The organism is Microbacterium kunmingense (assembly GCF_023155745.1).
GTDB lineage: Bacteria > Actinomycetota > Actinomycetes > Actinomycetales > Microbacteriaceae > Microbacterium > Microbacterium kunmingense.
Window position 1 is genome coordinate 359,822 of the sequence record NZ_JAKNUS010000001.1, and the last position, 20,371, is coordinate 380,192.

Consider the following 20,371-nt stretch of genomic DNA (forward strand, 5'->3'; position numbering starts at 1 on the left):
AGCGCGCCGCGCCGATCCGCGAGAGACTGGAGGGTGATGAACACCCTTCAGGCTCGCGTGCGCGACGACTTCCCCTTCCTCGCCGCGCATCCCCATCGCGCCTACCTCGACTCCGCGGCGACCTCGCAGCGCCCGCGACAGGTGATCGACGCCGAGGCGGCGTTCGTCGCCGCCGACTACGCCGCGGTGCACCGGGGCTCGAGCATGGCGACCGGCGCGGCGACGCAGGCGTTCGAAGACGCCCGCGCGCGCGTGGCGTCGTTCGTCGGCGGGGCGCCCGACGAGATCGTCTGGGCCGAGAACGCCACCGATGCGATCAACATGGTCGCGCTCGGGATGTCGGATGCCGCGCTCGGCCTCGGCTGCGACGACGCCCGCGCACGGTTCGGCCTCGGGCCCGGCGATGAGATCGTCGTCACGGAGGCCGAGCACCACGCGAACCTCATCCCCTGGCAGCGCCTCGCGGCGCGCACCGGCGCGACGCTCCGTTGGGCGGCGGTGGACGACGACGGCCTCTGGGGAATCGACGATCTCGCCGCCGTGGTCACCGACCGCACCCGTGTCATCGCCTTCGCCCACGTCTCGAACGTCACCGGGCTCGTCGCCCCCGTCGCCGACGTCGTCGCCCTCGCTCGACGTGTCGGTGCGCTGACGGTGCTCGATGCGTGTCAGTCGGTGCCGCATCATCCGGTCGACTTCTCGGTGCTCGGAGTGGATTTCGCCGCGTTCTCGGCCCACAAGATGCTCGGCCCCACAGGCATCGGCGCGCTCTGGGGGCGCAAGGACCTCCTCGACCTGCTGCCGCCCGCCCGCACCGGCGGATCGACGATCACCACCGTGACGATGGAGTCCGCGCAGTTTCTCCCCGCCCCGTACCGCTTCGAGGCCGGCACGCAGCCGGTGAGTCAAGCGGTCGGGTTCGCTGCGGCATCCGATTTCCTGCGAGAGATCGGGATGCCGGCTGTCGCCGCCCATGAGCACGAGATCACCGGTCTGCTGGTCGACGCGGTCGCCGCCGTGGAGGGTGTGCGCCTGATCGGTGCGGCGCTCGGGGCCGAGCGCGGACCGCTCGTGAGCTTCGTCGTCGAGGGGGTGCACGCGCACGACGTGGGGCAGTTCCTCGATGACCGCGGGGTCACCGTGCGCACGGGGCACCACTGCGCCCAGCCCCTCCACCGCCGGCTCGGGGTGGCGGCGACCACGCGCGCGAGTGCCTACGTCTACACCGACGCCGAGGAGGTGGCGCGCTTCGCCGCGGCGCTCACCGAGGTGCGCCCCTTCTTCGGAGCCGACCGATGAGCGACCTGGAGAGCCTGTATCGCGAGGTGATCCTCGATCACTCGCGTCACCCCGAGGGACGCGGCGACGTCTCGGGCTTCGCGGTGACCCACCACGAGCTGAACCCCTCGTGCGGCGACGAGATCACGCTCGGCCTGTCGGTCGAGGACGGCGTCGTGACCGAGCTGGCCTGGGAGGGTCAGGGCTGCAGCATCTCGATGGCCTCGGCGTCGGTGATGTCAGGCCTGCTGAAGGGCGCAGACGTCGAGGCGGCGCGGGCGCTCATCGACGACTTCCGCACGATGCTGCGCTCGCCCGGGGTCGAGCCGCCCGAGCGCCTCGAGGATGCTGCCGCGTTCCAGGGCGTCGCCCGCTACGTCATGCGGGTGAAGTGCGCGATGCTCGGCTGGGTCGCGGCCGAGGCGTGCTTGCTGCGCGCCGTGGGCTGAGCCCGCGCGCGAGAAAGTGGCGCAGATGGTCGGATTGGGGCGCTCGAGGTGACAATCTGTGACACTTCCTCCCGCACGCCCGGCGAGAAGGTGGCGCAAATGGTCGGGTTGGAACGCTCAAGGCGACAATCTGTGACACTTCGATTTCCCGCACGCCCAGCGTCGGCACCCCCGATCAGAACGTCGCGGTCAGCCCGCCGTCGATCGTCAGCACCTGACCGGTGATGTAGGTGTTGTCGCGGCCAGCGAGGAAGACCACGGACTCGGCGATTTCCGCGGGCGAGGCCGGCCGTCCGAGGGGGAGGCGGCCACCCTCGACATAGGTGGCGAGGAACGCTTCGGTCTCCGTCTCGTCGCGCCCGTCGGGCAGCATACTCATGCGGGTCCGGACGAACCCAGGCGCCACCGCGTTGACCAGCACTCCGTGCTCGGCGAGGTCGAGCGCCGCCGAGCGCGTCGCGGCCTCCAGCCCCGCCTTCGCCACGTCGTAGGCGATGCTCTCCCGGCTTCCGACGCGGGCGTGCACGCTCGTGATGTTCACGATGCGGCCGAACCCGACGGGTGCCATGACTGCGGCGGCCAGGCGCATGAGGTCGAGGGGAGCCTCGAGATCGACCGCCCAGACGGAGGCCCAGTCGGCGGGCTTCGAGGTGAGCACGCCGCCCTCGCGGAAGATCCCCGCGGCGTTGACCAGCACGTCCACCCCGCCGAGGGCGGCCAGAGCATGCTCGAAGCCCGTCGCACGCGAGGCGGGATCGGCGAGGTCGGCGGCGACGATCTTCATCGGCCCCGCCCCGGGGTCGATGTCGATCCCGACGACCGCCTCGCCGGCAGCGACCAGCCGCTGCGCGATCGCCGCACCGATGCCGTGACGCGCCCCGGTCACGAGGCAGCGAAGCGGTTGGTCCGCCGTGGGTGCTGCGGTCATGCTCGCCCTCTTTCGCCGGCGGGCGCTCCGGCCCGGTTTTCGGTGACCCCGATGTGCAGATGCGTGGACCAGGTCATGCTCTCCCCGGGTGAGAGGTCGATCGCGCCGTCCGGGTACGCGGTGCCCGCGCCGTGCGGTGTCGTGGTCGGTTCGATACCGAGGGCGTGCACGGCCCCGTTCCAGGGTGCGTCCGGGCTCGCGCCCATCTCTTCCCAGAGCAGGGCGTGGGCGAGGCCCTCCCACGACACGGTCGCCCGAAGCGTCGGCCCGGTCACCGTGACGATGCCGGGGGAGGGATGCCGCAGGGCGGCCACCCGCGCCGGTGTGCGCCTGTCCACGTGTGCCCAATCCTCGCCTGGCCAGGCGGCCTGCCGTCCCGTCGGGCTGCCCGAGTAGTCGAGCTCGACGAGCGTTCCCGAGGCGTCGATCTGCAGTGTGTCGCCGGCGTCCACGACCGGGGCAAGGACTTCGCCGCCCAGGATCAGATGCTCGGCGATCCCGATCCGACGGCTCGCCTCGCCGCCGTTGCTGGCGGTCGTGACGGCCGCCAGCGTCCTCTCCCACACGCTCCACCGTCGGCGGATCGACAGACCTGCCTCATCGGCCCAGTGCAGTTCGACTTGTGTGTCATCGGTGTCGCCGACGCTCCATCGGTCCTGGGATGCGACACCGTGGAAGCTCTGCGCCGGTCGTGCATCCGGGTCGGGGGCGCCGGCGTTCGGGAAGCACAACTGCCATCCGCCCTTCCATCGACCGACCCACGTCGCCTCGTCAGGAGCGGCTCGGCCGCTGGCGAGCACCTCGGACGCCCAGGGGGTCTGTGCGAGCACCGACGCGCCGTCGACCGTCAATTCGGCGGCCACACCGCCGTGATCGGGCAACACGAGGGCGCGGGTGCTGCCGGCGGTGAGGGTGACGCGGTTCACGTGACAGTGTCGCCGCGCGATCCGCTGAGGGCTTGGATCAGAGCAGTCTTCCCGTCGAGAACGACGTCGAGCATCGCCTCGGCCGCGTGTTCGCCGCGTCCCCGGTGGATCGCGTGAAGGACGGCGGCGTGCTGCTCCACATCACCGGCGAACACCTCCTCGCCCGAGGCGGTCTGCTGCTGGACGCTGAAGCTGAGGTACATGAAGTCGGCGATGACCGCGCCGAACTGCCTCAGGAGGACGTTGTGGGAGGCGCCGTAGACGGCAACGTGGAAATCGACATCGGCGTGCGCGTAGCTCTCTCGATCGGCGGTGGCGGCGCGCATCGCGCTCAGAGCCGTCTCGAGCTTGCGCAGGTCCTCCATGCTCGCGCGTCCGGCCGCGAGCCGAGCCGCCTGGGGCTCCATGATCTGGCGCACCTCGACGAGATCTCGGAGGATGCTCTCCCCGCGGCCTTCGTCGCTGTGCCAGCGCAGGATGTCGGCGTCGAAGACGTTCCACTGCTCGGTGCGCCGCACCCGTGTGCCGATCTTCTGCCGGATGTCCACCAGACCTTTCGCTGCGAGCACCCGCATCGCCTCGCGCACCGAGGTCCTGCTCACCCCGTACGCCTCGGTCAGCTCCGCCTCCTTCGGGACCAGCTCCCCCGGAGCGTAGTCGCCGCGGATGATGGCGCGCCCGACCCCCTCGATCACGCGGCCCTGCAGACCACGCATCGTGTACCCCGAGCCGTGCTCGGGGTCGCGGGTCTCGGCCACCGTCATCTCCTCACGCCTTCACGGTTGCCTTCACTTTAGGTGCGACCGGTTCGGCTGTGGGGCTGCGGAAGACGGCTTCGCCGTCGACGAGGATCTCCACGTCCCTCAGGTAGGGTCCGAGCGCGGCCAGATCGACGTCGACGCCGAGCCCCGGCGCGTCGGGCGCATGGATCTCGCCATTGCGATCAGGACGCAGCTGCGTCGTCGAAATCGCCAGGGCCACCGGCTTCGGCTCGACGGGGAACTCGGCGATCCGATGATCGGCCATTCCCGCAAACGGTTGGAGAGAAGCGGAGAGGGCGAGGTGGGAGGTGAAGGTGTGATTGACGAAGGTCACCCCCTTCGCCACGGCGTGCTGTGCCACATCCCACGCCGGTCCGATCCCCCCGATGCGGGCCGCATCGATCTGGATGAAGCGAACCCCGCCGTAGTCGATGAGGTTCGTGGCCATGTGCACGGTGTGCGCCCCTTCGCCTCCCGCGATCCCGACAGTGCCGGCTCGGGCGGCGAGCTCGGCATACGCCCCGAATGCATGCGGCACGAAGGGCTCCTCGAGCCAGGTGACCCGCGCCTCTTTCAGCGCGGCGAGACGCTCGGCGGCTCGCGCGGCGTCGTCGCCCCAGATCTGGCCGGCGTCGACGAGAAGGATCCCGTCGTCGCCGAGCCCCTCCCGCGCCGCCACGAGATGATCGGCATCGATCCGGGCGTCGCCGGTGCCGAAAGAGCCCCAGCCGAACTTCACCGCGCGGTATCCCGCTGCGACCTGATCTCGCGCACGTTGCCTCGTCGCGTGGGGGTCGGCGCCGAAGAGGAGGGAGGCGTAAGGGAGCTTCCCTTCCGTCGTGCCGTATCCGAGCATCCGCCAGACCGGTTCGTCACGGGCCCGGCCGAGCAGGTCCCACAGGGCGATCTCGATGCCCGACCAGGTGTGGGCGGCCTGGAGGAGGTCCATGCTGTGGCGCTCGACCAGGGAGGCGATGCGCCGGATGTCGGCGGGGCCGTCGAGGCGCTCGCCCATCACGCTGGCGGCGACGGGTTGGCAGACGCCGTGCGAGCGAGGCGTGATGAAGGCGGCGATGGAGGTCAGCGGGGATGCCTCGCACTCGCCCCAGCCCTCGTGATCGCCGGCGCGCACGCGGACCAGGAGCGCGTCCTGGCTGCCGTCGGCTTCGAGAGTGACCTCGGGCATGGAGGCGTAGAAGAAGTCGACGGTGTCGATGTTCATCGGGCGTCCGTGTTCATGAGGATGATGCCGCCTTCGCATCTCGGGGATGAGTGACCGGAGGCCTCGCGCGCACACAGCCTCACTGCGGTCTGCCGCCTCGTGTTACATCATATGTAACCCGGCTCTGAATGCAACTAGGTGGATAACCTGTCCGCAACAATTCGTGGATTTCATCGTTCACGTATGATGTAATCCTGTCACGCGGCGCCATCGGCCCGCGGACGATCGATGTGGATGGGACGATGATGTCGCAACGCCCGAGCAGTGGGGCCCGTGCCGTCGCTGCATGTTCGCCGTCGCCCTCTTCCGCGCGCTCCTCCCGTGAGCGGCGCCTGCCGCCCACGCGTTGCATCCAAGGAAGGACACAGCAATGAACACACGCGCGCTCGGCGGGCTCGTTCTCGCCTCAGGGCTCGTCGTCTCGCTGGCGGCGTGCGCTCCCGCGGGGGGCGGTGAGTCCGGTGAACAGGAGCTGGTCATCTGGGACACCGGCATCCTCGGTCGCACCCTCGAGAGCGGTGAGGCCGACATGGAGAACTCGTTCATCGATCAGATGGCCGCCGAGTTCGAAGAGCAGAACCCGGGGCTGACCGTCACCGTGGTGCAGCAGGGCGGCGACATCTCCTCGAACGGGGCGCAGTTCCAGGCCGCCTCGATCGCGGGCGACGGGCCGGACATCCGCATCCAGTACGCCGGCGGACCGACCATCTCGTTCGCGGAGTTCTTCGAAGACCTCGAGCCGTACCTGACTCCCGAGATCATCGATTCGATGGCCGGGTTCAATGTGAACCGCGAGGACTTCGACCCCGAGGGCGCCATCCTCGGGATGCCGTACGGCGCCGGGAACCTGTTCACGGTGTTCGCGAACAACGAGATGCTCGAAGAGGCCGGGCTCGACCCCGCCGACCCGCCCACCTCGTGGGAGGAGCTCATGGCCAACGGCGAGCAGATCGTCGAGAACACCGATTACAACGCGTTCTGGATGGCCAACCTCGAGGGCTACGTCGGCGCGTGGATCATCAGCGCCCTCGTGGGCGGCGAACTGGGAGAGTCGGCGTTCACTCAGATGTACGCCGGTGAGATCCCCGTCGACGACCCGGCCATGGTGAAGGCCTACGAGGCGTTCGCAGAACTCGGCGCCTCGGGCCTCACCAATCCCGACGCCGGACAGGTGTCCAACGGCGAGTCCACGGCGGGCTTCGTCGGTGGGGACGGCGCGTACTACATCGTCGGCAGCTGGGAGAACAACGGCATGTACGAGGCGTTCGGCGACGACGTCAGCGTGTTCTTCATCCCGATGTTCGAGGACGCGCCGTATCCGAACATGGCCGCAGGAGGCCCGGAGATCTCGATCTCGATCACCAACTACTCCGACCAGAAGGAGCTCGCGGGCGAGTTCCTGCAGTTCCTGGCCGAACCCGAGAACCAGGATCGGTTCGTCGAGCTGTACCAGACACAGGCCTCCAATCATCGGGACGCTGATCCGTCGCTCATCGAGAACCCGCTGCTGCAGCAGGAGTTCGAGCAGCTGCAGGAGGCCACCGACGGCGTCGTCTTCGCCTTCGACTCGGTGATGCCCCAGGCGACGATCGACCTCTTCTACCGAGTGAACGCCGGCGTCTTCCTGGGCACGATCACCCCCGAGGACGCCGTGCGCCAGCTGGCGGACTCCTACGCCACGGAGATCGCCAACCAGTGACTTCCGCCTTCGAAGGCTCGATGATGGGCGCCTCGGACCAGGCGCCCATCATCGAGGCCAGCGCTCAGAAGCACCGCAGACCCGGGGGCCTGCGCCGGCGTGACCGCCTCGTGGGGCTCGCGTCGGTGCTCCCCGCCTTCCTCGTGGTCGTCGGATTCATGGCCTTCCCCGTCGCGTTCGCGGTCTTCATCTCCTTCACCCGGACGAACGGTCTCACCTTCGAATGGAACTGGTTCGCCAATTACACGGCTCTGCTGACCGACCCGGTCGTGCACCAGGTTTTCCTGAACAACCTGAAGTTCCTCATCTCGGTGCCGCTGGTCATCTTCGTCGCGCTCATCGTCTCGGTGCTGCTGTTCGAACGCGTGCGGGGGTGGCGGTTCTTCCGGCTGATCTTCTTCCTGCCGAACGTGTTGTCCGTCGCGGTCATCGGCATCATGTTCCGCAACGCCTTCGGGTACTACGGCGGTGTCAACCAGGCGCTGGCGCTGTTCGGTCTGGAGCCGGTGCAGTTCTTCACCGACGGCACGCTGGCGATCTCCGTCATCATCCTGGCCCTCGTCTGGTCGGGCTTCGGCTACCAGTCGCTCCTGCTGCTGGCGGGTCTGACCTCGATCAACCCGGCCGTGTTCGAAGCGGCTGCCATCGACGGGGCGGGGTGGTGGAAGAGGCTCTGGTACATCACCCTTCCCAACATCCGTCGGGTTCTCGGCTTCGTCTTCATCATCAACGTGCTCTACACCTTCACATCGCTGTTCGGCTTCGTCTTCGTGATGACCGCGGGCGGGCCGGGCTTCGAGACCACCACGATCGACTACCTCGTCTACCTCCGGGCCTTCTCCAGCAGCAATCTCGGGTCCGGTGCGGCGCTGGCGGTGGTGCTGTTCCTCTTCATCGGCATCCTCACCCTGATCCAAAACCGCGTGTTCCGCCTGCAGGAGGAGGACTGATGACCGACGTGGTGAGTTCGCGCCTGAGCAGCAGGCGCACGAGGTGGCCGATCTTCATCGCCCTGTGCCTGGTCGCGGTGTCGATCCTCTACCCGCTGTGGTTCGTGGTGATCACCTCGCTTCGGCCCAACGCCGACTACCTGCGCGATCCGTTCGGCCTGCCCGGCGAGTGGACGCTGTCGAACTACGTCACACTGGCCAATTCGTACGGCCTCGGTCAGGCGTTCCTCAACAGCATGTTCGTCACGACGGTGTCGGTGGTCATCGTGCTCATCCTGGCCACGATCGCCGGGCATGCACTGGCGAAGCTGCCGGTGCCGGGAGCGAAATACATCACCGCGACGTTCGTGTCCGTGATGCTCATCCCCGGCCCGGTGCTGATCATCCCGATCTACCTGCTGCTCGCCCGCCTCGGCCTCGGCGGCTACGCCGGGTTGATCCTGGTCTACGTCGCGACAGGGCTGCCGTTCGCGACGTTCTTCCTGACGCTGACCTTCCGCGGCATCCCCGACGAGGTCATGGAGGCGGCGCGCATCGATGGTGCGGGGCTGTTCCGCACCCTGTGGTCGATCGTTCTGCCCATGGGGTCGAGCGGCATCGCCACCCTGGCGGTGCTGCAGTTCCTCGGGGTGTGGAACGAGCTCATCTTCGCCATCATCCTCATCCGGGACCAGTCGATGTGGCTGCTCACTCCGACATTGGCGACGATCGGCGAGAGGTTCGTCACCGACCAGCCGCTGGTGTCGGCGGGTCTGTTCGTCACGGCGTCCGTGCCCCTGATCCTGCTCGCCTTCGCCTCGCGCTACATCATGCAGGGTCTGCAGGTGGGTGTCAGCCGCTGAACCAGCCTCGCGGGTGGTGGGTGGCGTCGAGGGGCAAGCCCCGTCCGGTCGGCGCCGCCCACCGAACACCGTTGGCGAGCACCCGCTGGATGTCGGGGTGGTGGTAGACCGGGTACTCCTGGTCGCCGGGGGAGAAGTAGAAGACCCGGCCCGCACCGCGGGTCCAGGTCGCTCCCGAACGGAACACCTCGCCGCCGGCGAAGGTGGAGAGGAAGATCAGTTCCTGCGGGACCGGGATGTCGAAGAACTCCCCGTACATCTCCTGCTCGCCGATGACGAGGGGATCGGGGATGCCCTGGGCGATCGGATGCCGCGGAGCGACCGTCCACACCACCTCGCGCTCGCCGTCGTTGCGCCACCGCAGAGAGCAGGTCGTCCCCATCAGGCGACGGAAGATCTTCGAGTAGTGACCGGAGTGGAGAACGATGAGTCCCATGCCTCCGAGCACCGCCTCGTGGACCCGATCGACGACGGCGTCGTCGACGCCCTGGTGGTCCTCATGGCCCCACCAGAGCATCACGTCGGTGGCTTCGACCACCGCGGCGGGGAGGCCGTGCTCGGGCTGCTCCATCGTCGCGGTGGCGACCTCGACGTCGGTGCCGAGGTGGGCGCGAAGACCCGCGGCGATCGCCCCGTGGATGCCCTCGGGGTACAGCTCGGCCGGCCGGGTGCCCTCCCGACGCTCATGTCGGTTCTCGTTCCACACCGTCACGCGGATCGTCACAGCGTCACCTCTTTCCCTTCGGCGGCGGATCGGTAGCAGGCATCGATGATCTCGGTGCGGTGGAGGGCGAATTCACCGTGGTGCCCGGCCCAGTCGCCCGAGCGGACCACGTTGATGAACTCGGTGATGACGAGGCCGTGCTCGCCCCCGGGGACGGTCACGGCGGGGCGCATCGTGACGGGGGCGCCCGCCTCCTGCCGGTAGACCCAGAGCGTGTCCTGCGGCTTGTAGCGCGGGACGAAGAGGCGAAGACCACCGTCGACGCCGAGGAGCTCGATCGAGATGTCCTCGTCGTCGGTCGTGTGACCGGCCCAGCTGATCTCGAGCGCGACGCTGGCGCCGTTCTCCAACCGCAGCAACGCCGACACGAGGTCCTCCACCTCGAAGCGGCCCGAACCGGCCATCTGCTCGCGGTTGTCCATTGCGCCGTAGCCGGCGCGTCCGAGTTCGCCGTGCGCGACAGCGCTGACAGCGACCACCCGAGGTTCGCCCATGAGATACAGCAGGGAATCGAGGACGTGCGGCCCGAGGTCGATCAGGGCGCCGCCCCCCGCCAGATCCCGAGAGGTGAACCAGGAAGTCAGGCCGGGGATGCCCGATCGCCGCTTCCAGGAGGCCCGGGCGTGGTAGATGCGCCCCACACCCGTCTCCTCCAGGTAGCGATGGGCCCACTGCACGTCGGCCCGGCGGCGGTGGTTGAACGCCACCTCGAGCACCCGGTCGTTCTCCGTCGCGGCAGCGACCATCGCCCGCGCGGCCTCGGATGTGATCGCCAGCGGCTTCTCGCAGAACACGTGCTTGCCCGAGCGAAGCGCCGCGATCGAGATCACGTCGTGCAGGGCGTTGGGCGTCGCGACGCTGACGATGTCGATGTCATCCCGGCCGACGATCGACTCCCAATCGGGATAGACGTCGGCGACGCCCCAGGCGGCGGAGAGGGCTGCCAGGCGGTCGGCCTCCTTGCCGGCGACGGCGACGACCTCCACGCCGGGGATTGCGCGGTAGGCCTCGCCGGCGGTGGTCCCGGCGTATCCGGTGCCGACGATACCCACGCGAAGGGGTGCGGGGGTCAGGGGAGAAGAGGTCACGTGTGCTCCGTCTGTGAAATGGATTGATCGTACCAAAGTGGGTCACTGACGCCGGGACCTCCCGCTTGACGAGCGTTCGGTCGTGTTAGATATGATCTAAGAATCCCCGCCACCCTGAGGACGATGATGACCCCAGACTCACCGGTTGATGCCGAACTCACCGGCGACGGCGCCGAGCTCCGCCTGGAAGGGCGGGTCTTCGCCCGGCTGAAACGGGGGTACGTGGTCGCCGATCGCGACGGTCTCACGCACGACTGGACTCTCGTGCGCATCGGATCGGGCGGCGTCTGGGAGATCCGCCTCGAGCTCCGCAATGCCGGCGACGCGCCGGTCACCGTGACGCGCATGGATTCCTGCGCCCTCGACCTCGACGTGGGCCCGGACCCTACCCGCTGGCGGACGAACTGGTATCGCTCGGCGTGGGGGGATGAGTTCCGACCCCGCCACGGCACCACGCGTCACGACCTTTTCCTCGATGTCCGGTCAGGTCGATCCTCGCACGGCTCGGCGCCGTGGCTGGGCATCGAGCGGGAGGATGACCGCGCCGCGGTGATCATCTGCCCCGCATGGAGCGGGAACTGGCACATCACCGCCCTCTCGGGAGGGTCTGTCACCGCCGGCATTTCGCCGTGGCGGTTCTCGGTGATAATTCGCCCCGGCGAACGCGTCACAGCTCCTTCGGTGGTCATCGCCGCCGCCACGAGTCTGGACGCCGCCGCCGTGGAACTGCAGCGCGCGGTGCGTGATCACTGGCTCGCCCGGTCGCCCTTCGCCGACACCGTGCCCACAGAGTGGAACCACTGGTGGCCGTACGAGGACGTCGAGGTGACCGAAGAGGTCATCTCCCGCAACGCGGTGACAGCTGCCGAGGTGGGTCTGGAGGTCGCGACCGTCGACGCCGGGTGGTTCGGCGCGTCTGATGCGGCCAGCGACTGGCAGGAGCAGCGCGGGGACTGGACGGATGTCAACACCGAGCGCTTTCCCTCGGGCCTGACCGCGCTGGGGGACGCCATCCGTGCGACGGGTGCGCTTCCGGGCATCTGGATCGAGGCCGAGGCGGTCGGCCGCAGCGCGCGGGTGCGGGCGGAGCATCCCGATCTCCTCGCCGCTGCCGACGGGAACACGCAGCCCGATCCCTCGTACCGTCGGATGACCGTGTCGCTCGATCCCGCGGATCCGGGGTTCCTCGGCTACGTCTGTCTCGGCTCCCCCGCGGGACGTGCGCACCTGCGCTCGTCGCTCGGCGATCTCATCGAGCGGGTGGGCGCACGTTGGATCAAGCTGGACTTCAACGTCGACCCCGACGCTGGCTGTACCCGCACCGACCACGGGCACGGCGCCGGTGACGGGCTGTTCCGTCACTACGAGGGGCTCTACCGGGTTCTCGACGAGGTTCGCGAGAAGTACCCCGACGTCTTCCTGGAAGCCTGCTCGTCGGGGGGTCTGCGCATCGACCTCGGCCTCGCCCGTCACGTCCACGCGTTCTTCCTGAGCGATCCCGACTACACCGAGCACCACCTCGAGGTGCTGCACGGCGCCTCGCGCATGCTGCCGCCGCTCGGCATCTTGCACTGGTCGCAGTCGCAGTGGCGGGGAGACTATCCCCCGCAGCAGCGGGAATGGGCGCAGGTGCAGCCGGAGGAGTTCCGCACGATGCTGCGGGCCGCGATGCTGCACCGCTTCGGCGTCAGCCTCCGACTGACCGATCTCGCCCCCGCGCTCCTCGACGTGCTGAGGGAGCACGTGCGTCTGTTCCGCACCGAGGTCGCACCGCTCGTGCGCGACGGGGTGCTCCGCCCGCTGTCGCCGACGCCCGAACGCGGCGGTGTCGGCGAACGGGCGCCGGCATTCCAGCTCTCGTCCGATCGGGAGGACCGTCACGTCGTTGCTGCCTTCGTGCTCTCCGGCGGACGGCCGCCCACGCGCCTTCGGCTCCGTGCTCTCGATCCCGACGCGAGCTACCGCGTGACCGACCTCGCCACGGGCGAGATGTCATCCGCCGACGGTCGCACGCTCGTCGACGTCGGAGTGGCGCTCTCCGCCTCCGGCGACCCGACCTCGTGGCTCCTCGCCGTTGCGCCGGCATCCTGACTCCCCTCCCCGCCCTGAACGCCCCGGACCCTCAAGGAAGTCACCGTGCACAGCGATCACGCCCTCGTCGAAGCCCGGCTGCGCCGCTTCACCGTCGACCGCTTGACCCCCGCGATCTACCGGGATGCGCAGCCGCTGCGAGCCGCGGCCTGGAACGTGCCCCGTGAGCCCGTCTCGTTCGACGAGGCCATGGGGCAGACGTTCGAACCCGTTCCGCTCGGCTGGCGGTGGGGGCGCGCCTGGTCGACCGTATGGTTCCGCGTCACCGGCGCACTCCCCGCGGCGTGGCGGGCCGGTGCCCCGGCGGGGACGAAGATCGAGGTCCTCGTCGACTTCGACTACAACCGCTCGCGCTCCGGCTTCCAGGCCGAGGGGCTCGTGTACCGGCCGGACGGCACACCGATCAAGGCCATCGCGCCGCTGAACTCCTGGGTGGCGTGGAACCCCGCGGACGGTGACATCGACCTCGTCATCGAAGCCGCGGCCAACCCCGATGTGGCGGGCGAGTACACCTTCGAGCCCACGCCGCTCGGAGAGTGGGATGCCGCGGGCGAGGAGCCGCTCTACGAGCTGCGTCAGCTCGAGGTGGCGCTCCGGGACGAGACCGTCTGGGAGCTGGTCCAGGACGTCTGGACCCTCACCGGTCTCATGGAGCAGCTTCCCGACACGTCGTCGCGACGCCATGAGATCCTGCGCGCTCTGGAAACCATGATGGACGCGGTCGATCCCGACGATGTCGCCGGTACGGCAGAACGCGGTCGACAGATGCTGCGGGGCGCGCTCTCGGCGCCGGCGAGCGCGTCGGCGCACCGCATCCTCGCGACCGGTCACGCCCACATCGACTCAGCATGGCTGTGGCCCATCCGCGAGACTGTTCGCAAGTGCGCGCGGACCTTCACCAACGTCACGGCGCTGATGGACGACGATCCCGCCTTCGTCTTCTCCTGCTCGTCCGCACAGCAGTACGCCTGGCTCAAGGAGCATCATCCCCGCGTCTACGCACGCATTCGCGAAAAGGTGGCAGCCGGCACGTTCGTCCCGGTGGGCGGGATGTGGGTGGAGTCCGACACGAACATGCCCGGGTCGGAGGCCCTCGCCCGTCAGTTCATCGCCGGCAAGCGGTTCTTCCTCGAAGAGTTCGGGATCGAGTGCGAGGAGGCGTGGCTGCCCGATTCGTTCGGCTACTCCGCCGCCCTGCCGCAGATCGTGGCGGCAGCCGGTGAGCGCTGGTTTCTGACGCAGAAGATCTCCTGGAACCAGACCAACCGCTTCCCGCACCACACCTTCCGATGGGAAGGCATCGACGGAACCCGCGTCTTCACGCACTTCCCGCCCGTGGACACCTACATCAGCGAGTTGTCCGGCGCCGAGCTTGCGCACGCCGAGCGCAACTTCAGCGAGAAGGGTCGCGCGACGATGTCGCTCGTGCCGTTCGGGTGGGGCGACGGCGGTGGCGGCCCCACGCGCGAGATGCTGGCGGCCGCCCGGCGCACCGCCGATCTGGAGGGGTCGCCGCGCGTCGCGGTGGGTTCGCCGCGCGACTTCTTCACGGCCGCCGAGGAGGAGTACCCCGACGCCCCCGTCTGGGCGGGGGAGATGTACCTCGAGCTGCATCGCGGCGTGTTCACCTCGCAGCTGAGAACCAAACAGGGAAACCGTCGGAACGAAGCGCTTCTGCGTGAGGCGGAGCTGTGGGCCACGACCGCTGCCGTTCGCCGGAATCACCCGTATCCCGCGGAGCGGCTGCACCGCGCCTGGGAGACGGTCATGCTGCTGCAGTTCCACGACATCCTCCCCGGCTCGGCGATCGCCTGGGTGCATCGCGAGGCGGAGGAACGGCACGCCGCGGTCACCGCGGAGCTGGAGGAGCTGATCACCGACGCCCTCGACGCGCTGGGTGCCGACGGATCGATCGAGCACGAACACGGAAGGGTGCGCGTGAACGCCAGCCCGTTCCCGCGCGCGGGGACCCCGGCTCTGGGAGCCGGAGTCGCCGCGGAGCCGCTCCGCGCGGTCGAGGTGACCGGAGCCGATTCCGCCGACGACGACATCGTGCTCGAAAACGGCATCGTGCGGGTGGTCATGGACGGACAGGGCCACATTCGCTCGCTCATCGCCGACGCGGACGGGCGCGACGCGGTGCCATCCGGGTCGGCGCTCGGCGTCCTCCGCCTTCACCGGGATCTGCCGAACCTCTGGGACGCGTGGGACCTCGATGCCCATTACCGCCGGACGGTCACCGAGCTCACCGCCGTCGACGAGCGAAGCGTCGAGCGCGACGCGGACGGCGGGGTGACGGTCGTGGTCGTGCGCCGCTTCTCTTCCTCGTCGGTGCGCGAGCGCATCGTGGTCCGCCCAGGCGCCGCCGACGTCGAGCTGATGTTCGAGGTCGATTGGCACGAGCGCGAGAAGATCTTGAAGCTCGCCATGCCCTTCGACGTCCACGCCGATCGGGTCGCCGCCGAGACGCAGTTCGGACACGTCTTCCGGCCCACACACACCAATACCAGTTGGGACGATGCGCGCTTCGAGGCCTGTCAGCACCGCTTCGTCCACCTGGCCGAGCCCGGCTGGGGCGTGGCCGTGGCGAACGATTCCACCTACGGATACGACGTCGAGCGGCATACCCGCGCGGACGGCGGCACGACCACCTCGGTCCGCTTCTCCCTGCTCCGCGCCGCGCTCTTCCCCGATCCCGACGCTGACCAGGGCGTGCACGTGCTGCGATTCCGGGTGCGACCGGGCGCCGAGGTGCTCGACGCGGTCGCCCTCGGCTACGACCTGGCCTTCCCGGTGCGTGATGTGCCCGCGGCCATCTCGCCTTTGGTCTCCTCCAGCGCACCGTCGGTCCTGGTCGAGACGGTGAAGCAGGCCGAGGACGGCAGTGGGGATGTCATCGTCCGCCTCTACGAGGCCGGTGGAAGCCGTGCCCGCACGCGGATCGAGTTCCATGCGCGATCCGCCTCGGTGCATCTCACCGACCTCCTCGAACGCCGGAGCGACGACGACGCGGGTCCGGTGAACACCACGGATGCCGGGTGCGCGATCGACCTGGACTTCCGGCCGTTCCAGTTCCGCACGCTCCGTTTCTCGGGGGTGAGCGCATGACCATCCGGCCCGAGCAGCCACAGCCGCTGGACGACCCCGGTCCGCCGATCGGTACCGCTCCGACGGTGGCGAGCTGGACCACGGATGTTGCGGAGTGGACTCTCGACGGCACCTGGGACTTCCGCTGGTCACCCTCCTCGGCTCAGCGGATGGACGAGGGGTGGGGATCGATCCCCGTCCCGACGAGCTTCGTCATGCCCTCCCTCGACCGCGACGCCGCTCCTGCGGGTGACCACGGCCGTCCGGCCTACACGAACAAGTGGTACCCGTTCCCCATTGATCCCCCTCATCCTCCGGATGCGAATCCGGTAGGCGAGTATCGGCGACGCTTCCTCCTTCCCGACCCGCCGCCGCGGGCCGAACTGCGCTTCGGCGGCATCGAGGGTGCCGCCGACGTCCGGCTGAACGGAGTGCTCCTCGGGTCGACGCGGGGCAGTCGCCTTCCGATGGCGTTCGATGTGTCGGGACTTCTCGAGACCGAGAATCTGCTCGAGGTGCGAGTGCACCAGTTCAGCGCCGCGACCTACCTCGAAGACCAGGATGCCTGGTGGCTGCCGGGCATCATCCGGTCGGTGGTCCTTCGGGCCCGACCCGTCGGTGGCGTCCGCGACGTGCGGGTGCGCGCCGAGTGGACCGCCTCCGGGGGAGTGCTCACGGTCGTGCCTGACCTCGAGGACGACAGTCATGGCGATGCCACGATCGAGATCGCGGAGCTGGGGGCGACGCTCACGGCAGGCCGCCCGACCCCCATACCTGACGCACTCCCCTGGTCGGCCGAGGACCCCGTCCTGTACACCCTCCGCGTGCGCACGGCCGCCGAGACGGTGACGCACCGGATCGGCTTCCGCACGGTCGGCATCGTCGACGGGGTGTTCCAGGTCAATGGCGTCCCGGTGTCGTTGCGCGGCGTGAATCGGCACGAGCACCATCCACGCCTGGGCCGTCACGTGCCACCCGAGGTGGTCACCGCCGAGCTCCTGATGATGAAGCGGCACAACATCAATGCGGTCCGGACATCCCACTATCCTCCCGACCCGATGTTCCTCGACCTGGCCGACCGGCTCGGGTTCTGGGTGGTCGACGAGTGCGACGTCGAGACCCACGGCTTCGGCGAAATCGACTGGCGCGGCAACCCGATGGACGATCCGCGCTGGGAGGCCGCGCTGCGCGACCGCGTTGCCCGCATGGTCGAGCGGGACAAGAATCATCCCTGCGTCATCCTATGGTCGCTCGGCAACGAAGCGGGCGAGGGATGCAACGTCGCGGCGATGGCGGACGAGTTCCGCTCCCGCGACGACACCCGGCCGCTCCACTACGAGGGCGATCAGTCCAGCGCCCACGTCGATGTGTGGTCGCGGATGTACGCCCATCCCGATGAGGTCGCCGCGATCGCTGCCGGGACCGAGCCGGCACTTGCCGACCAGGCGCTGGACGCACGGCGCCGTGCGATGCCGTTCGTCCTCTGCGAGTACGCCCACGCGATGGGCACCGGGCCAGGAGGACTGACCGAGTACCAGGACCTGTTCGATGCCCATCCCCGTCTCATGGGGGGGTTCATCTGGGAGTGGCTCGAACACGGTGTGCAGGTCGACACCGACCGGGGCACGGCGACCCGATACGGCGGCGACTTCGGCGAACCGCTTCACGACAGCAACGACGTGATCGACGGACTGGTCTCGGCCGAGCGCAGCCCGCGCGCTCAGCTGACCGACCTCGCGCAGGTGTTCGCGCCGCTGCGGTTGACGATCGACGAGGCGCGGCTGCACGTCCTCTCGCGCCTGGATCACACGGATTCGTCGCGGTACGCCCTCCGGTATCGGATCGAGGACGCAGCGGGTGTGCGCGGCAGCGGCTCCATCCCGATGGCGCCACTTCCGCCCCGTGGCCGGGTGACGCTCGATCTTCCCGACGCCCCGCCCTCAGCGGTGCTGACCATCGAAGTCGTCCAGGTGGGCGAGACGGCCTGGGCACCCGGCGGGTGGGTCGTCTCCCGCTCGGCGACGGCCGTCCCCGGCGAGATCACGGCGCGGCGCCGGGGGGTGCCGCCTGCGCGCCGCCTCACCCTCGCCGACATCGACCTCGATCCCGGAACAGGCGGGCTGCGACGCCTGGGCGAGGTGGAGATGACCGACTGGCGGTTGATGCTCGACCGGGTGCCCACCGACAACGACCGGCACGCGGGGTGGGACGAGATCCTCGATTTCTCCTATGCGGAACGGTGGCGGCTGCTCGGGCTCCACGACCTGCGTTCGCGCCTGGTCTCCCTCGAGCGCGTGTCCATCGATCACCCGGACGGCGAGATCCGGGTCCGCACCGTGGTCGGAGGGCCGGCGGTCGACGCGCGGGTGTCGTGCCGCTGGCGATGGCGGGCCGTCGACGGCGGCATCCGTCTCGATCTCACCGTCGAGCCGGAGGGGCACTGGCCCGCGTGGACCGCGCACTGGGCACGCGTCGGCGTGGGGTTCTCGCTCGCGGGCGAGGGGAGGCTGGAGTGGTGTGGGCGAGGGCCCGGGCCCTCCTACCCCGACGTGGGCCAGGCGGCGACGGCGGGATGGTTCGCCGGCACGGTCGACGAACTCCAGGAGCGCACGGTGCGCCCGCAGGAGGCCGGTGCACGGGCGGCCTCCTGGATGCGGGTGAAGGCCGGGGGGCGGGCGCTCGAGATCGGGCTGGACACCACGTCGCCGCGCGGCCCGGTGAACGATCCGGCCATCACCGTGCGGCCGTGGTCGGACGCGGCACTGTGGGCTGCCGCGCACGACGACGAGCTGATCCCCGACGGGCGCACCCACGTCGTGCTCGACCTCGTCCGCGCGGGGGTGGGCACGGCACGGTGCGGCCCGGGTGTCCTCCCCGCCTACCGGCTGGTGGCGCAGCCGGTGCGCGGGTCGCTTCAGTTCTTAACGCCCGATGCGTCCGGCACGAATGGAGACCGTCATGTCTGAACCTGAGCCTTCCTTTCCCGCCGCCCCGGAGGCCGGCGGAGATCGCCAGCCCCGCGACATCCGCACCGGTGTGGACGGCATCGTCCTGCGGCTCTCACCGATCGACCGCGTGACGTTCCGGTCGTTCGTCGACTGCAACATGGCGGCGGCATGGGTGGAAGACCGGTTCCGGATCTTCCCGGGCAAGTACGGCGAAGACCCGGTGTGGGGCGCCGCCGATGATCTGAAGATCGGCGAGGGTGCCACAGTGAGCGAGGCGTTCGCCAGCGAGCCCGAGGCCTTCCGCACGCCGGTCCTGCCGCCCAACGCACCGCCCGGCACACCGGGCCTCCACGGGGCCATCTGGTTCGAAACGGTTTACCAGGACCCTCGAGATGACACGGGGAAGACCCTTTACGCGCTCTACCACAACGAGAACTACCCCGAGACTCTGCCTTTCGATCCGGCGACGGGCGAGGGGATGAGCGATCGGGATTGGCCGCCGGGGCTCAAGGGCGACGACTCCATCCAGGCCGCCCCCCGTATCGGCATCATGCGCTCGGTCGACGGCGGAGAGAGCTGGGACGACCGCGGCATCCTGCTGGAAGATCGAGACGAGCGGATGATCCGGCTCCCGGTCAACCACAACTACTGCTTCCCGGGCGGGGTGGGCGATCCCAGCGCCGTGGCCAGCGGTGACCACCTCTACGTCTTCTTCGGCGAGTACGCCTATCCCGCGCCGTTCGATGCGTCGACCTGGAGTGCCGAGGTCGAGGCATCCGGACAGTGCGTGAGCGTCGCCCGCGTCGCGCTGGCGGACCTGGATGACCCGGCCGGGGCCGCGCGCCGCTGGGACGGCGAGGCGTTCGCGGCACCTTGGGATGCGGCGGGTCAGCCCATCCGCGCCCTCCAGATCGAACGGCGGGACGGGGGCGGCGCGGTCTCGCAGGGCGACGAGCGCTACTACTGGGGCCCGTCGGTCAGCTGGAACGAGCATCTCGGTGTCTGGGTGATGCTCATGGGTCGGGTCGACGGCGCCTTCTGGGTCGGCGACAGCATTTTCGTCTCGATCAACCCGCATGCCGACCTCGGTCAGGGGCGGAACGCACAGGACTGGTCGCCGCCCGTCGAAGTGCTGCGCAGGCCGGGCCACACCCTGTGGTACCCCGCCCTGCAGCCGACCGACAGCGAGGAGGATCGCGCCGCGCGGCGCACGTCGCTGCGGATCGGCCGCGAGGCGCGCCTGTTCGTCAAGGACATCACCGACACCGACTCCGATTACGTGTGCGACTTCGCGGTGGAGTTCTTCCGCGAGAAGTAACCGGTCACGGCCGGCTCGGCGGTGCACGGTTACGATGCCCCTAGCGGACGGAGGGGGATC

The 20,371-nt window shown here is 69.3% G+C and carries 15 protein-coding genes; 9 read left to right on the forward strand and 6 right to left on the reverse strand.

Going from position 1 to position 20,371, the window contains the following annotated elements:
• Window positions 1-36 precede the first annotated feature (36 nt).
• Window positions 37-1,299 (forward strand): aminotransferase class V-fold PLP-dependent enzyme, encoded by a 1,263-nt coding sequence (locus MA875_RS01865; protein WP_248239891.1) that lies wholly within the window; start codon window positions 37-39, stop codon window positions 1,297-1,299.
• Window positions 1,296-1,727 carry a Fe-S cluster assembly sulfur transfer protein SufU gene (gene sufU, locus MA875_RS01870; RefSeq protein ID WP_248239892.1) on the forward strand — a complete coding sequence of 144 codons (432 nt, stop codon included), beginning with the start codon at window positions 1,296-1,298 and terminating at the stop codon, window positions 1,725-1,727. The genes MA875_RS01865 and sufU overlap by 4 nt, the downstream gene beginning before the upstream one ends.
• 175 nt (window positions 1,728-1,902) lie before the next feature.
• Here sufU and MA875_RS01875 read toward each other — a convergent pair whose 3' ends face one another.
• From MA875_RS01875 to MA875_RS01890, 4 genes are read right to left on the reverse strand one after another with little or no spacing between them, the layout of a single operon-like run.
• On the reverse strand, window positions 1,903-2,655 hold the full coding sequence (locus MA875_RS01875) for an SDR family NAD(P)-dependent oxidoreductase (protein ID WP_248239893.1): 753 nt from the start codon (window positions 2,653-2,655) through the stop codon (window positions 1,903-1,905).
• Window positions 2,652-3,581, reverse strand: coding sequence for an aldose epimerase family protein (locus MA875_RS01880; protein ID WP_248239894.1), 930 nt, complete (start codon window positions 3,579-3,581; stop codon window positions 2,652-2,654). Before MA875_RS01880 ends, MA875_RS01875 begins: the two co-directional genes overlap by 4 nt.
• Window positions 3,578-4,339 carry a FadR/GntR family transcriptional regulator gene (locus tag MA875_RS01885; protein ID WP_248239895.1) on the reverse strand — a complete coding sequence of 254 codons (762 nt, stop codon included), beginning with the start codon at window positions 4,337-4,339 and terminating at the stop codon, window positions 3,578-3,580. Before MA875_RS01885 ends, MA875_RS01880 begins: the two co-directional genes overlap by 4 nt.
• Before the next feature lie 10 nt (window positions 4,340-4,349).
• Window positions 4,350-5,564 (reverse strand): mandelate racemase/muconate lactonizing enzyme family protein, encoded by a 1,215-nt coding sequence (locus MA875_RS01890; protein ID WP_248239896.1) that lies wholly within the window; start codon window positions 5,562-5,564, stop codon window positions 4,350-4,352.
• A 370-nt stretch (window positions 5,565-5,934) separates the two neighbouring features.
• Here MA875_RS01890 and MA875_RS01895 point away from each other — a divergent pair, with 370 nt between their 5' ends.
• From MA875_RS01895 to MA875_RS01905, 3 genes are read left to right on the forward strand one after another with little or no spacing between them, the layout of a single operon-like run.
• Window positions 5,935-7,263, forward strand: a complete 1,329-nt coding sequence (locus MA875_RS01895; RefSeq protein WP_248239897.1) for an ABC transporter substrate-binding protein — start codon at window positions 5,935-5,937, stop codon at window positions 7,261-7,263.
• Entirely contained in the window at window positions 7,260-8,213 is a 954-nt protein-coding gene (locus tag MA875_RS01900) for a carbohydrate ABC transporter permease (RefSeq protein ID WP_248239898.1), read from the forward strand. Before MA875_RS01895 ends, MA875_RS01900 begins: the two co-directional genes overlap by 4 nt.
• Entirely contained in the window at window positions 8,213-9,055 is an 843-nt protein-coding gene (locus MA875_RS01905) for a carbohydrate ABC transporter permease (protein ID WP_248239899.1), read from the forward strand. Before MA875_RS01900 ends, MA875_RS01905 begins: the two co-directional genes overlap by 1 nt.
• On the opposite strand, the gene MA875_RS01910 is transcribed toward MA875_RS01905, so the two are convergent.
• Together MA875_RS01910 and MA875_RS01915 are read right to left on the reverse strand one after the other, a co-directional pair.
• Entirely contained in the window at window positions 9,045-9,773 is a 729-nt protein-coding gene (locus MA875_RS01910) for a ThuA domain-containing protein (protein WP_248240116.1), read from the reverse strand. The genes MA875_RS01905 and MA875_RS01910 overlap by 11 nt on opposite strands.
• Before the next feature lie 2 nt (window positions 9,774-9,775).
• The gene (locus MA875_RS01915; protein ID WP_248239900.1) at window positions 9,776-10,867 is read right to left on the reverse strand and encodes a Gfo/Idh/MocA family protein; all 1,092 of its coding nucleotides are present in this window, start codon (window positions 10,865-10,867) and stop codon (window positions 9,776-9,778) included.
• A 123-nt stretch (window positions 10,868-10,990) separates the two neighbouring features.
• On the opposite strand from MA875_RS01915, the gene MA875_RS01920 reads away from it, so the two are divergent.
• From MA875_RS01920 to MA875_RS01935, 4 genes are read left to right on the forward strand one after another with little or no spacing between them, the layout of a single operon-like run.
• A complete protein-coding gene (locus MA875_RS01920) occupies window positions 10,991-12,958 on the forward strand; it encodes an alpha-galactosidase (protein ID WP_248239901.1) in 1,968 nt (655 codons plus the stop codon).
• A gap of 45 nt (window positions 12,959-13,003) precedes the next feature.
• Window positions 13,004-16,066 (forward strand): alpha-mannosidase, encoded by a 3,063-nt coding sequence (locus tag MA875_RS01925; protein ID WP_248239902.1) that lies wholly within the window; start codon window positions 13,004-13,006, stop codon window positions 16,064-16,066.
• Window positions 16,063-19,011 carry a glycoside hydrolase family 2 TIM barrel-domain containing protein gene (locus MA875_RS01930; protein WP_248239903.1) on the forward strand — a complete coding sequence of 983 codons (2,949 nt, stop codon included), beginning with the start codon at window positions 16,063-16,065 and terminating at the stop codon, window positions 19,009-19,011. Before MA875_RS01925 ends, MA875_RS01930 begins: the two co-directional genes overlap by 4 nt.
• Entirely contained in the window at window positions 19,004-20,311 is a 1,308-nt protein-coding gene (locus tag MA875_RS01935; RefSeq protein WP_248239904.1) for a glycoside hydrolase family 183 protein, read from the forward strand. The genes MA875_RS01930 and MA875_RS01935 overlap by 8 nt, the downstream gene beginning before the upstream one ends.
• Window positions 20,312-20,371 lie beyond the last annotated feature (60 nt).